11 protein-coding genes are annotated in these 14,846 nt (G+C 42.3%); 2 read left to right on the top strand and 9 right to left on the bottom strand.

Going from position 1 to position 14,846, the window contains the following annotated elements; translation table 11 throughout:
• Positions 1–53 precede the first annotated feature (53 nt).
• Positions 54–1,124 (top strand): efflux RND transporter periplasmic adaptor subunit, encoded by a 1,071-nt coding sequence (locus GD630_RS20580; RefSeq protein WP_143864972.1) that lies wholly within the window; start codon positions 54–56, stop codon positions 1,122–1,124.
• A complete protein-coding gene (locus tag GD630_RS20575) occupies positions 1,121–4,264 on the top strand; it encodes an efflux RND transporter permease subunit (RefSeq protein WP_143864973.1) in 3,144 nt (1,047 codons plus the stop codon). Before GD630_RS20580 ends, GD630_RS20575 begins: the two co-directional genes overlap by 4 nt.
• On the opposite strand, the gene GD630_RS20570 is transcribed toward GD630_RS20575, so the two are convergent.
• The 9 genes from GD630_RS20570 to GD630_RS20530 form a co-directional block, all read right to left on the bottom strand.
• The gene (locus GD630_RS20570; protein WP_143864974.1) at positions 4,261–4,503 is read right to left on the bottom strand and encodes a DUF4248 domain-containing protein; all 243 of its coding nucleotides are present in this window, start codon (positions 4,501–4,503) and stop codon (positions 4,261–4,263) included. The genes GD630_RS20575 and GD630_RS20570 overlap by 4 nt on opposite strands.
• A 140-nt stretch (positions 4,504–4,643) precedes the next feature.
• Positions 4,644–5,108, bottom strand: coding sequence for an HU family DNA-binding protein (locus GD630_RS20565; RefSeq protein ID WP_143864975.1), 465 nt, complete (start codon positions 5,106–5,108; stop codon positions 4,644–4,646).
• Between the two features lie 94 nt (positions 5,109–5,202).
• A complete protein-coding gene (locus tag GD630_RS20560) occupies positions 5,203–5,829 on the bottom strand; it encodes an HU family DNA-binding protein (RefSeq protein WP_143864976.1) in 627 nt (208 codons plus the stop codon).
• Between the two features lie 347 nt (positions 5,830–6,176).
• Positions 6,177–6,755, bottom strand: coding sequence for a Crp/Fnr family transcriptional regulator (locus tag GD630_RS20555; RefSeq protein ID WP_143864977.1), 579 nt, complete (start codon positions 6,753–6,755; stop codon positions 6,177–6,179).
• Positions 6,756–6,768: 13 nt separating this feature from the next.
• Entirely contained in the window at positions 6,769–8,124 is a 1,356-nt protein-coding gene (locus GD630_RS20550; RefSeq protein ID WP_143864978.1) for an MATE family efflux transporter, read from the bottom strand.
• A gap of 128 nt (positions 8,125–8,252) precedes the next feature.
• Positions 8,253–9,965 carry a PKD-like domain-containing protein gene (locus tag GD630_RS20545; protein WP_143864979.1) on the bottom strand — a complete coding sequence of 571 codons (1,713 nt, stop codon included), beginning with the start codon at positions 9,963–9,965 and terminating at the stop codon, positions 8,253–8,255.
• A complete protein-coding gene (locus GD630_RS20540) occupies positions 9,965–11,587 on the bottom strand; it encodes a PL29 family lyase N-terminal domain-containing protein (RefSeq protein WP_143864980.1) in 1,623 nt (540 codons plus the stop codon). Before GD630_RS20540 ends, GD630_RS20545 begins: the two co-directional genes overlap by 1 nt.
• A 39-nt stretch (positions 11,588–11,626) precedes the next feature.
• Complete coding sequence (locus GD630_RS20535; RefSeq protein WP_143864981.1) at positions 11,627–12,784, bottom strand: DUF5074 domain-containing protein; 1,158 nt, start codon at positions 12,782–12,784, stop codon at positions 11,627–11,629.
• Positions 12,781–14,844: a TonB-dependent receptor gene (locus GD630_RS20530; protein ID WP_143864982.1), complete on the bottom strand. Its 2,064-nt coding sequence runs from the start codon at positions 14,842–14,844 to the stop codon at positions 12,781–12,783. The genes GD630_RS20535 and GD630_RS20530 overlap by 4 nt, the downstream gene beginning before the upstream one ends.
• Positions 14,845–14,846: the final 2 nt, after the last annotated feature.

Here is a 14,846-nt window from a genome sequence, read left to right as displayed (position 1 = left end):
GTCGTCTTGCTCGTTTGAGATACATTTGTGGAAAACAAATTGCAATCTAAAATATGAGACGATTCAACTTATTATTAGCAGGAATTTTAGCCGTTCTATCGGCTTCCTGTGGTCATCGTACGCAGGGTACGGAGGACAGGCCGACAGTAAAAATCGATACAGTACTTTCTGCCGATGAGCAGACATCATTGCAATTTCCGGGTAGGGTGAAGGCTGCGCAGGATATAAGTCTGGCTTTCCGGGTGAGCGGGACTATTTTACGTATGCATGTCAATGACGGTTCTTATGTACGTAAAGGCCAGCTGCTTGCCGAGCTAGACCCTACCGATTACCAGATTCAACTGGATGCGGCGGAAGCCGAATATCAACGTGTGAAAGCGGAGGCCGGACGTGTGATGGCACTTTATAAAGAAAATGTGACGACACCCGATGCCAATGACAAGGCTGTGTATGGATTGAAACAGATTACCGCCAAATATAATCATGCCAAAGACCAATTGGAGTATACCCGTCTGTATGCTCCTTTCAACGGTTATGTGCAAAAACGCCTTTTCGATTCACATGAGACGCTTGCTGCCGGTATGCCGGTGGTGTCAATGATTAGCGAAGGCAAGCCGGAAGTGGAAATTAATCTTCCGGCTGCGGAGTATATACGCCGGGAACAGTTTACAAGCTACCATTGTACGTTTGATATTTACTCCGGACAGCAATATTCATTGAATCTGATAAGCGTCACTCCCAAAGCAAATGCCAATCAATTGTATACCATGCGCCTGCAACTGGAAAGAACGGGTGGACAACCTCTTCCTTCTCCCGGCATGAATACGATGGTCACCATTGAACGTACTGAAAACGGGCAACGAAATTTATCTGTACCTACAGGTGCGGTTTTGCATGAAAAGGGAAATACGAGTGTTTTCCTGTATAATTCTTCTACGCAGACTATTCACCGTTGCAGTGTGACGATGACCCGTTTGCTCAGCGACGGACGTTGCCTGGTCACTTCGGATGAAATAAAGCCTGGAGCATTGGTTGTGGCGTCGGGTGTGCATCATGTGAAAGATGGCGAAAAGGTGGAACCTCTTTTACCCGCTTCTGAAACCAATGTAGGAGGATTATTATGATAGATATAAGTAAGTGGGCATTTGAAAACAAGAAGCTTATTTACTTCTTGATTGCCGTGCTAGTGCTTGGCGGAGCTTATTCGAGCTATGAAATGAGTAAACTTGAAGATCCTGAGGTGACGGTGAAAATCGCTATGGTAGTAACTGTCTATCCCGGAGCTTCTGCGCATCAGGTAGAGTTGGAGGTGACTGATGTGCTTGAGAAGAATATCCGCACGATGGGAAACATAGATAATGTGGAAAGTTACTCTTACAATGACCTCTCCCTGATTCAAGTGGAACTGAAAACTACGGTCGGTGAAGACGACGTGGAACAATGTTGGGATTTGTTGCGCCGAAAAGTAGCGAACGCGCAGGCGGAGCTGCCCGCGGGTGCCGATCCTCCTTTGGTGAAGGATGATTTTGGAAATGTTTACGGAATGTTTTATGCTTTGACGGGTGACGGCCTTTCGGATAGGGAACTATCCGATTATGCGGAGCTTATCAAACGGGAGGTCAGCGAACTCGACGGAGTGGAACGGGTGGATTTGTATGGAGAGCGTTCGGAGTGTATCAATATCTCTCTGCTGCAAGACCGCATGGCGAATCTGGGGGTGAAACCTGCGGAGGTGCTTGCTACGCTGAACGGGCAGAATAAAACTACTTATACCGGATATTATGATAATGGCGATAATCGTATCCGTGTGACGGTCAGTGACAAGTTTAAGACGGTGGAGGATATCGGACGTATGCTGATTCAGGGACATGATGACGACCAGTTGCGTCTGAGTGATATAGCCCGCATCGAAAAAGATTATGAAAATCCCACTCGCAATGAATTGTTTTACGACCGGCAACGAGCTATGGGAATTCTGGTCGCCGCTTCTTCGGGGGCGGATATTATCAAGGTAGGTAAAGGAGTAGAGCGTAAATTGGAGCAGTTGAAGGCGGAACGGCTTCCGACAGGAGTCGATTGTCACAAGGTGTTCTACCAACCGGAACGTGTTTCCGGTTCATTAGGGACATTTATTATCAATCTGATAGAATCCGTCATCATTGTGGTTGTCATCCTGATGATAGCAATGGGATTTAAGAGCGGGATGATTATCGGTATCAGTCTGGTAGTGACGGTGTTCGGCTCTTTCCTGTTCCTGTATTTTATGGATGGTACGATGCAACGTGTTTCTTTGGCTTCGTTTATCCTCGCTATGGGGATGCTGGTAGATAACGCGATAGTCATTATTGACGGCATTTTGGTGGATCTGAAGGCGGGTAAAAGCCGGATGGAAGCAATGACAGCTATCGGGCGACAGACCGCAATGCCCTTACTCGGAGCTACTCTGATTGCGATTATTGCTTTTCTCCCTATCTTTATGTCGCCCGATACTGCCGGAGTCTATACAAGAGATCTGTTTATAGTGCTGGCTGTTTCATTATTGCTGAGTTGGGTGCTTGCTTTGGTGCATGTGCCTTTGATGGCGGACCGCATTTTGCATCCGGGAATTACAGATAAAGAGACAGATGCCGGAAAACGTGTTTACGAAGGGAAGATATATGCAGTATTGCGTTCCTTATTAAGATTCAGCCTGTCACATCGCTGGAGTTTCGTTTTTGCCATGTTGGTATTGGTAGTACTTTCCGCTTTCAGCTACCGTTTTATGCGGCAGGGATTTTTTCCGGATATGGTGTACGACCAACTTTATATGGAGTATAAATTGCCGGAAGGAACTAATTTCACGCGTGTCACGAGCGACCTGGAAGAGATTGAAGCTTACTTGAAAACCCGTCCGGAGATTACGCATGTCACGGCTTCCGTAGGAGGAACGCCCGGACGTTATAATCTGGTACGTAATATAGCCAATCCCTCTCTGTCCTATGGTGAACTGATTATCGACTTCACTTCTCCCGAAGACCTGGTGGATAATATGCCCGAAATTCAACAATATCTCTCGGCGCATTATCCGGACGCTTATGTGAAGTTGAACCGTTATAACCTGATGTTTAAAAAGTATCCCATTGAGGCGCAGTTTACAGGCCCGGATCCTGCTGTGCTGCATCAATTGGCGGACAGTGCCCGATGTATTATGGAACAAAGTTCCGATGTGTATCTTATAACCACTGACTGGGAACCGCAGATACCGGTGCTGACCATCGAGTACGACCAGCCCACCGCCCGTGCTATCGGGCTGAGTCGTAATGATGTGAGTCTTTCCCTGCTTTCGGCTACGAGTGGGATTCCGATAGGTTCATTCTACGAAGGAATCCATCGGGATAATATTTACCTTCGTTGCCTGGACGAACAAGGCAGACCGATTGAGAATCTTGATAATACCCAAATCTTTTCGTCTCTTCCCTCACTGAACGGCCTGTTGACGCAGGAGATGATGATGAAGTTGAAAACAGGTACGCTGTCAAAGGAAGAGTTGGTGGAAACGCTGATGGGGACTACTCCGTTGAAACAGATAAGTAAGAAGATTGATGTGAGATGGGAAGACCCGGTGGTTCCCCGTTTCAACGGACAGCGTAGCCAACGGGTGCAATGTTCTCCCGTTCCGGGAATAGAAACGGAGAAAGCCCGCCAGTCTGTGGCGGAACAAATAGAGCAAATCCCGTTGCCGGACGGATATAAGCTGCAATGGCAGGGAGAAAGGAATGCCAGCACGAAATCCATGCAATATTTGTTCAAAAATTTTCCGTTTGCCATCATTCTGATGATTGCCATATTGATTATGCTGTTCAAGGATTATCGCAAGCCGACCATCATATTTTGTTGTATTCCTTTGGTTTTTGTCGGTGTAGTGGCTGTAATGCTGCTTACCGGGAAAACATTCAATTTTGTAGCGATTGTCGGAACTTTGGGGCTGATTGGAATGATTATTAAGAATGGCATTGTGCTGATGGATGAAATCACACTGCAGATCAGTCAGGGGATAGAACCGGTTACGGCTTTGATTGATAGTGCGCAAAGCCGTCTGCGTCCGGTGATGATGGCCTCGCTGACTACGATTCTGGGTATGATTCCGTTGTTGCCGGATGCAATGTTCGGTTCTCTGGCGGCTTCCATTATGGGAGGATTGTTGTTCGGTACATTGATAACGTTATTGTTTATACCTATTTTATATGCTCTATTCTTTCATATAAAATATTCCGGTCATACCTAAGGAATGTCCAGAATATTGGTGATAATTCTGACTTGTCGGGGAGTGAATGTGCGTGTTCGCGGATGGTAGCCGGTTTCTGTCAATAAACGGAATAACTCTTTGTTCATTTTAATCCATTTGGTGAATATACGTATGGCACAACGTGGGGTGATGCTTGGACTGTACATACAGGCTAATTCCTTTTTTGTATAGGATTTGAAAATGAACGGTTTTTCTTCTTCTTCGATTGATAATTCCATTTTTATAGTTTTTATTGTTAGAAGTTGTAAATATACAAAATTATAGGGCGTTTGTCAAGGGATTAATAGAATAATGTGGAAGAGAGTGTCATTTTACTATTCATTGTGACACTCTCTTCCTGCCTCAAAGAGGGCAGGGATTATTCTCCCGGATCGGGAGCTTCTCCATCCCCTTTGTCCGGATTTACCGGTTCATCCGGTTCCATAGAACCATCAGCGGCGACAATCATCTTTTGGACACTGACTTTATTCAACATCTCTTTAAATTTATATCCTGGGGTAAAGATGATTTTCACTCTTCGGATAGTATCGCTATCCACATCTTTGGCGGTATCCTGACTATCACAATTCAGACTGGGACGAAAGCAGCCAAAATCACCTAATTGGACTGATATACCTTTATTCAGGTTCATATTCAGCGTATCAATGAGCGCGTCGAGCACAAATTTGACAGCTCCACTGGGCACTAATCCGACTTTGGTAATTTCATCACACAGATTTCTGAAATCCAACGTATTGGTGATTACATTCTGCGCTACATACTTTTCGGTTTTAGTCTTGTCAAAACCGAATGTTCTTTTTTTAATAACATATTTCAGTGACATAATTTTGTTTTTTTAATTAATACTTTTGGTTATCGTTTCTCTTTCTTTGTGATCACGATGCAAAGATATAACAGTCACTTACCGGTGAGGTGCTTTAATGGTGCTCAATGAATGCAGATTGGTTTAGACTTGTGTATACGCTTAATTTTCCGACTCCTTCTTTACGGATAACCCCATCGCTGATGAATGAATTTAATTCTTGGATAGCAATCTTCTTATTCCGTCCGGTTAAGAGGGAATAGTCTGTCCGGCTGATAAATAAATGATTCTCCAAATATTTGTTGAGACGTGCAAGGCAGGTTTCCCGGCTAATGCTGTTCCTTTTGGGACGGATCGGTGATTCGCCACGCTGTAATCTCATTTTGTCACTGACCTCCTTTTTGAATGAACGGCTTGCGCGAAGATGGATATTTTTCATTTTAATAGAGGTGGAGCGGATTTCTTTTTTATCTATTACCGGTGGGCATTCCAGCGATGTGGATAGGAAACCGAAATTTCCTATTTCTACATTCCAGCCCTCCGCCAGTAAATCTCTGGCTTCATTGGAAAAAGATTCCATTGCACCTGTCAGCAGGCTGCGGCTGATTCCTGTGAATTTATGCACACGGTCCAGAAATTCGTCTTTACTTATTGTTCCTTTGGATACAATGCGGGCATGTAACGGTTGTTTCTCCTGTTTGTTAGGACTGGGAGTTTCAAATAAATCATATATTGCACTCATATACTGATGTCTGTTGCTTTATTAGTTAGTATTAATTCGTTTTACAACTGTTGACTTTTAGTTCCACAGTTGTTTCCCTTTAGTTCTATATCTATTATCGTTTTGTTCCATATCTGTGGAACGAATCGGTATCTACTACAAAAGTAGATAGTTTATGTAGCGTGGAGGTGCTTTAGATAGCAGGAGTGTCTTTTGTTTATGAAATCAGTGGTTACTTCAATATAGTGAAGATAAAAAGGCTCGGCAACTGGCTATTGGGACAACTCGTCATCGATTGCTGATTCAATTTCGCGGTTGGGATATGGTGCGCTGTGAAGAAGTGTAAATTCTGGCAACCTTTATAATTTTTAGGTTCCCGTACGTGCTATATCCGCCCGTATTCTGCTGAGTGACTGTGGTGTAATCCACAAGTAAGACGCAATATGTTTTAAAGGCACATATTGCAATAATTCCGGAGTCTCTTTGATAAGGTTGAGATAGCGTTCTTTAGCCCGTGGGCTTCCCGAACTGATAAGCCAGTTTTCCTGTTGAAGAAACTGATGATCCATGAGGCGGAGCCCCAAATTAGCGAGTCCGATGGATGAGGCGAATAACTGATTCAGAGCTGTTCGGGAAATACAATAGGCCACACTGTCACACATGACCTCAATATTTATTAATGAGTAGGCATTATCTACATACCCCCAGACGGAGAAAGCAGCTTCTCCGTCTGAAGCAAACCAGATGGTAGTGTCCACTCCGTCTTTATGATAATAGGCTCGCCATATTCCTGTCTTGATAAAATAAAGATTACAGTTCTTTGTCCCCTCGCGTACTATTAAATCTCTCTTTTTGAAATGTACCTCTTCCATACAGTTCAGTAGAGACTGTACATCGGTTTCTGATACCTTGTATCTATCGCAAAGTTTTTCAATGAATGTTCTCATATTGTAAAGATACTTATCGTCGGCAAACAATGAAACGATCTTTCAAATAAATTCCGAAAATATAGAAAGTAGTTAATAACTCTGCCAATGGTACGGCTAGCCAGATACCCGGTGTACCCAATACCGGAGGGAGCGCAAAGAATCCGATCAGCATAAACACTACTCCCCGGAGAAGAGTGATAATTGTTGCCCGCTGACCTCTTTCAACGCTTTGATAATAACCAATGCCAATCATGTTGACGGCAAAGAATATGAATCCTATTCCGAAATAAGGAAGCCCGTTTACTGCTATATCGAATGCAGCGTAGCTGCGGTCAATGAATAGCGAAACAATGTCCTGGCAGCATAGTACGGTAAGAATGAAAAAGCTGATACCGCAGATTAAAGCGGTCCGAATGGCGAGATGCAGTGTCTTTCGTACACGCTCGGGCAGTCCGGCTCCGAAGTTATAGCTGATAATGGGTTGTGCGGATTGTGCAATGGCATTATAGACCATGAAGATGATAGGGAAGAAGTAACAGGCAATACTAAATGCAGCTACTCCGTCTTCACCGAGATGGCGGATGAAAACGTAGTTCCCCAGAAACATCATACAGGCAATGGAGGCTTCACTGATAAAAGCAGAACTTCCCAGTTTAATCATATAACCGATGTTGCGAAGAGTCAGTAACAGGCTTTTGATACTTAACTTTATTTGGCATAGATGGAGGGTACGAGAGAAACGGAGGAGGTAAATCAGTGTCATCAACCCTCCCACAACAGTTCCCAGACTGGTGGCAAAAGCTGCTCCCATCATTCCCCAACCAAATTCGAAGATGAATATATAATCCAGTATGATATTGAGTATGGCTGCAACTGCATTACACATCATGGCATAGGTGGGCGAACCATCCAGGCGGATGCAGAACATTCCTATATTTAATACTTCGTAGAATACGAGAAAAGGAAGATACCATGCCATATATTCTACGGCTAACGGCAACAATCGGTCCGAACTACCCAATAATCTGGCCAATGGCTCTATAAAATAAAGACACAGAGCAGACAGGATAAGTATGAGCAATGCGGAAAAAGCAATTGCCTGAGTGATATTAATACTTGCTACTTTGCGTTTTCCCTGAGATAAATGAATGGAAGCCACCACCGAAGCTCCCACTCCGAACATCAGTCCGATACCCGCTGCAATCATAAAAAGCGGTGCAGTGATATTTACTGCTGCCAGTGCGTCACTGCCAATACCTTTTCCTACAAATATACCGTCCGTAATAACGAACAGAGCCGAGAATACCATCCCAAGTACCGTAGGAATTAGTAACTTACGGAACAACGTGGAGATGTTCATACTGCCGAAATTAATACTATCTTTCATAACTTTCTACCTTTGTCGTTGAAAATGGCGACAAAGGTAGGGTTATGAGAGGAGATAAAAATTACCATTTGGTAATTTTTATCTCTATATTTAATAGGGAAAAGAATCTCTTATGTATATTCTATCAATTATTTGAGCATGTTGAAATCCTTTATTCCAAAAACTTCAGTGGATATTTCACCCAACCAACCGCTTTTACTATTAACACCCACTTGTACTTTGATAAAATCAACGTACTTCAGGTTTGCATCCTTACCGTCGAAAGTTACAGCATGGGATATCTTGAAATGATTGTCAGACGGTCCGGCATTATAGTTGTCATCATCTGTCAGACGATCAATGGCGCTGAAATTATCAGCATATCCCCATTCATAACTATCATTTACCCAATAAGTACCATTACCGGATTGATCGTAATTACGCTCTTTCAGGCGAGTACCTCGCAAAGTATATTGTTTCTCCTTTACCCAGGCGGGATAATAATAATCTTGCCGGTGAAAAGCGCCCAAATAATCAATAGACCCACTTTGACCATGATTGTCTGTCCATGGGGTGGGAAGCTGAATACCGGTTGGTTTATGATAGGTGACGGCATAGTCCTGCCAGGTTTCGGCTTTTCCATATTCGGATCCGCGCAATTCATACCAAGTGTCATTGGGTAACCCATCACCATTTTCGTCCTGCATTACCCATACAATTCCGGGTTCTGATGAACCATCGAAAGCATTACCAGTAACAGCGATGTTGTAATCTCCGTCGTTCACGATACTATGATCGAATCCAACGATGATGTATCCACCGAATCCGCCTAAAGAGACATAAGCAGTCTGATTGATTCGTTCTTCTGCATAGGTACAGGCTTCTGCCATGGTAGTTACTGTATAGTTCTCATTAACAAACTGACCGGGAGCGGGTAAAAATTCATATACTTTGTTCATAGAAGCAGAACTAGTAGCATTTATCTTGCGTTGGTATGTTCCCTCGGGCGGACAAACGTTGACTTTTAATGTTTGCGTGACAAGTATATACGAATTTTTCATTTCTACTTTAATTGTATGTTCTCCTTCTTGGTCGGATGTGAACAAATAACTATCGCTTGCTCCTGATTGTACTTGTTTGTTATTTACAGACCATGTATAAATAGCATCTTGTGCATTTTTTATATCTACCGGCTTGATTTGAATCGTTCTACCTGATGACATATTATATTCGTCTTGTAGAAACGTCCAATTGAAATCTATTTGATCCGGTGAACATACTTCGACTTTAAAGGAGATTTCATCTTCACCATCTTCGTTATGAGTCGAGAAGCGAACATCATATTCGCCAAGCTCATTTGTAGGGAATGAATAATTTGGTTCAGTTGAAACTTCCTGACCATTTATTTGCCAAGAATAACTAGTATCTAGGAAAGAGTCAACTACCGGTGTTATGGTTAGTTCGGATCCCTGAAGAACTTTGAAACCTTTGTCTGCATCGGCTATAGAAATGGTGGGTACATCAAGTTGGAAAACATCAATACGTATTTCTTTTTCTGTTGTTCCTCCGGCGTTAGTTGCGGAAATCAGGATATAATATCTTCCGGCTTCATCGGCTGAAAATGTCAGGGTGGAAGCGGTACAGATATTCTTTCCATCTATTGTCCAATTAAAGGCCGTTTCCGAATCGATGTTTTCGTAAATAGGAGCGATGGTTATTTCCCGACCGATTTTGGTTTTATAGATGGGGACTTCTTCTTTCAAGGTAATGACAGGAGCGGCAGGAAGAGGAGATTTCTCCTCTTCTTCCGCACATGATATGCATGTCAATAAGGCGAGTAGTAAAGGTGTAATGTGTTTCATTAGAATCTTACCGCTACGTCATCATAACAAAAATAGGCCGGTTGGCTGAAACCATAACCATTGTCACTGTCACCTGCCATATTAAACTCAATTTTCGAAACTTTGCCTAACGAAGAAAGATCCCAGTAAGTCCATTCCTGAATATTACCTCTAGCATTAGCAATGAAAAACTCTAAATGATTGGTTATTTCTTTACCTGCTGCATCAAAACCGATGGCGATTATCTTTACATAACCATCCGGACCGACAGGCTCAGTCAGGCTGTTACCGTTAAAAATACAGTTAGCTAAATAAGTATTCCACATGACATACATATGATCTACTACACGTGCTTGGTTATCGGAAAAATAAATGGATGGTAATTTTGCACCATCAGTAAATCCGGAATCATCCTTATATCCATAGTGTACACAGAAATTTTTAGAGCCATTATGACCGCCAAAACCAGTTATTGGATCTTGGTAATAGACACCAAGTTGATGTAGATAATCTCCGTTGGCCATATCTGTTTCTACGTAGTTTGATATGGCATGTCCACCACCCCAATATTTATAGTCACCCCATCCATTAGGAAGTTCGGAAGCTAGGAAAGTGTTGTTTTTGTCATTCCATTGATAGAGAGTACTTGTCGTAGGATAAAGTAGAGGACCGTTATATTGGGGATTATCAATTAATGAAGACCAGTTTGTTTTTCCTACTATATTAGCATCACCTTTGTAATCGGCGTCTTCAAATGTTAAAAAGCGCGCTTCATGAACTGCTCTTAATTGCATTTTTATCACTTTTCCAAAGGCTTTGGATGGTGTAACAAGTATTTTAAGTTCACCATCCTTGACATCATCACCTGAAACTGCTGGAGCTGTGATTTTTAAATCTTTATCATTAAGAACCGCTGTCCATCCTTGCGGAATAGCAATTAATGTTGCATCGTCTATATTGGCGGTTGTAAGCAGATACGTCCTTGTTTCATTAGACGAGAACAAGGTATAATCTCTATTGGCAATGTCAAATGTATATGTTTCCCCTTTGGGTAATGTGAACGATGTTCCATCTGCAAGAGTAACTAATACATAGTTGTTATTGACTGTAACGGATTTGAAGAAAGAATCTCCATCTTCCCCTTTTGCTTTTATAGGTTTACCGTCTGCCCCATTTATTGGTTGGGCTCCGTCACCTGTATTAACCGTCCAGTACCCATCGTCGTCAACTCCCATGATTGGGGTTGTACCCGTTACTTTTAATTTGTTGTCTGCATCCGGAAGCCAGTCTGTAACCCCATTAGTGGTAATTGTCCAGTAATATGTTCCGTCTTCATCTGCTTTTATTCCAATGACAGGAGCATCTGTGCCATTTGTTCCATTCTTTATGGACACTTTGCTACCATCATTGAAAGTCAATGTATAACCTTCAGAGGTTTGTTCTGTATTTGTAATTACTTTCCCTTGATTTAGCGCGTCTACCAGATTCTGTAAAATAGTAATGTCAGAGTTCATTCCCTTGACGGTCGTTTCCAGTGTTTCTACTCGTCCGTCGAGATCATTGACTTTATCCCAAAGATCATCATCATTGTAACAACTGCATACTGTAATGACAGTGAGCAGTAAAAATAGAACTTTCTTCATTGTTTTTGTTTTTTTAGTTATTAATGGTTATGAATTTAATTATTCAATCTCTTTTAGTTTTTTGTATGTAAAAGCAATATGAGCAGGAATATCTCCGGTTGTGACTGACCATTTCTTTTTTCCATCCCGGGAGAAACAATATAATGTGCCGGGAGTCACATAGTCTTTGGCATCGGTGACGAAGAATTCACCTGTTTCCGGATTGATTGCTATTCCATAAGGTATCTTGATAGATTTTTCCGTACCATCTGTAATAAAATTGCGGGTATCAGTTTTCTTTGTTTTTGTATTATAAATAGCGTAAGAGACTGTCCAACTGTTGGTGTAATAACTCCATTCTGTACTGTATACATACAGTGAATCTCTGCAAATAGCCATTTCTGTATTGGGAAGAAGCGGTAATTCTTCGATCACTTTATCGGTATTGGAATCTATTACAAATGTTTCGGAGTAAGTGTCATAATAATCTCCCCGGGATGAGACATAAATATTTCCGTATTGGTCTAATTCCATTCTATGCAAATTGATTCCCACATCAATGGTTTTGATAACTTTGAATGTGTTCAAGTCGATGACGGATACCGTGCGGTCATAATTAGGTACGCGATACCCGCCGGAGTTGGCTACATAGAGTTTGTTGCCCACAATCACCATTTCTTCCGGCTGGTAGCCGACCACACAGGTATCCTTGACAGTCAGTGTGGTAGTGTCAACACGTGCTACATACCCCAGTCTGGCGTTGGGATCTATTTTGACAGGGCCTGCATACGAACTGACGTATGCATATTTATCTTTAAAGACGATATAACGGCAATTAGGTATGGAAATTTGCGTGATGTGTTTTGCTGTTTCTACATTCATCACTTCTACGAAATGAGAACAGTTGATGATGGCATATAACTTATTTCCATAGATTTGGATATCATTTCCCACATCCCCCAATTCTTGTACGACTCCCGGGTTCCGTTCCGCATAGATATTCTTATGATAGATACCGGTTTCGTAATCAAAGTAATCAAGGGTAGCCTTGTTGCTTCCCATATTTCCTTCATTGAGTAGAAAGAAACCTTTGACAGAGGTACCGCTTACTCCGGGGGTAACTTGGTTGGGAGTTGACGGAATAATGCGTTCATCTTCGCGACAAGAAGTCGACAGAAGAACAAAACAGATAATGATGGATAGAACAGATATTCTCATAACATGACGTTTAATTTGATTTTAAAACTTGTACCGGGCATAGGATAGCATTGCACTACTTCATATTGCTGATTGAAGATATTATTAATTTCTGCCGTTACACGTATTCCCGTTTTCCCCCATTGAAAAGTTTTGGATAGGGAAAAATCGTGAGTATACCAAGGCTGTGCGTAGTTCTCCGGGATATTGGCGACTGCTTCATAACGTTCACCTGTATAAATGAAACTATAGTTACAGGACCATGTTTGGTAACTTCCATTGAGGATGATGGAACCTCCATGCCAAGGTATATAAGGAATCTGGCCTCCATACCATTCACTGGTAGGATCGGTAAAATCCTGTGCCTTTTGATAGGTGTAGTTGAAGAGAGTGCTAAGTTCCACCTTTCCGAAGCCCCATTCTCCTCGTATGGCTGCGTCTAATCCCCGAATTTCCACATGTCCGAGATTAATCATAGTCCAACGGAACTGGTTGGAGGTAGGCATGGCAATGATTTTATCATCTACTTCATTATAGTAACCATCTATTTGTAAGTCCAGGCTTTTCAGCCAATGGTTATTCCAGGTGTGAGAGAAAGTGATACCCACATCGTATTGGGTGGTATATTCTGGTTTTAAGTCCTTATTGCCTATAAAAGTATAATACAAATCATTGAGAGTCGGCATACGAAAGACTTTCTTATAAAAGGCTCGTACATTCAGAGGGAGCTTGGTCAATGGTTGCCAGGTGGCTATGACAGACGGAGTGTATTTGTTTTTGGTGCCTGCATTGGCTCCTTTGGTACGTGTATTGTCGTCGACATGAGTATATAACAGGCTCGCCTGCAACATGAGGCGGTTGAAGTCAAAGGACGTGGCAGCAGAAGTCAGGATTGTATTACGGGTTGGATAGACAAAATCTATGAGATCGGCCCGTAATGTATTCCATTGAAAATCGTTGGATAATGACATACTCCACCAGGGATAGATGGTGAATAAATGGGCGGCCGAAGCATAGATTTCTTGCTGTCGGTAGTGATTGTCTACATACATGGTGGTGACATCCAGTCTGGGATCGGATAAATAGTGGAGATAGTCATAAGCATATTTTCCGTTGGCTAGCAGACTGTACCAAGGCTTAAAATAGTTTTGAAAAGATCCTTGCACAAACAGATTGGTATCCCATTGCCGGTCCTGATGGCGAAACTTACCCGGTTCTTCTCTTACCGCAGCTCCGGGGTATCCCCGTTCCGAGTTGTATAGGTATGCTTTGGCTTTCCATTCTCCTTTGGGGACTTTTCCGAAGAATGCATTCTCCAAACGTAACATTCTTACGTCTCCATTTTGACGAACAGCTGTTGTGTCGTAACCATCTTTCTTGGCGTATGTGAATTTATATCGTCCTGATGTATACATATACTCCGTACTGATGGAACTGCTTATTCGTTCGTTGAAACGGTGTTCCCAAAGTAGTGACGGATTGATGGTGGAGAATGAACCGCCTTTCACCCCGATGTTCAGATTGTTTTTCTTTTCCCCTTTGAATATGGGCTTTCGTGTCTGCATATATATGGCACTTGCGGAACTATAATCTTTGGCAGGTTGGAAGATGGCACTTTTTTGACCATTATACAGTGAAATGACTTCCATATTATCTAATGAAAACCGGCCTAGATCGACGACTCCATTTTGCGCATTTCCTAATTCAATACCATCATAAAATACTCCGACATGATGACTGCCCATACTTCGTATATTGACGGTTTTTAGTCCTCCAATACCTCCGTAATCTTTTATCTGTACTCCGGAAAAGTAGCGCAAAGCATCAGCAACGGAGTAAACATTGAGCTTCTCCAGTTCTTTGCCGGACAGAATCTGTACAGGAGACATCTTTTTTTGTATCCGGTTGCTGTAGATAGTAACTTCTTTGAGTTTGAGAAGTGTATCAGACAGAGAAGTCTGATGCCGAACTCTGGACTGGGAAATGGCCGGTAATGTGGTAAATAGAGATAGAATCAAACATAATATCCACCGTAAATGGATACAATGCTTATTGTATGAATGGACTTGAATAGAAAGCATGT

It is taken from the genome of Bacteroides zhangwenhongii (genome assembly GCF_009193325.2).
GTDB classification, from domain to species: domain Bacteria; phylum Bacteroidota; class Bacteroidia; order Bacteroidales; family Bacteroidaceae; genus Bacteroides; species Bacteroides zhangwenhongii.
The sequence above is the reverse complement of the archived record's forward strand: the minus strand, read 5'-3'. Positions and strand labels throughout refer to the sequence as shown.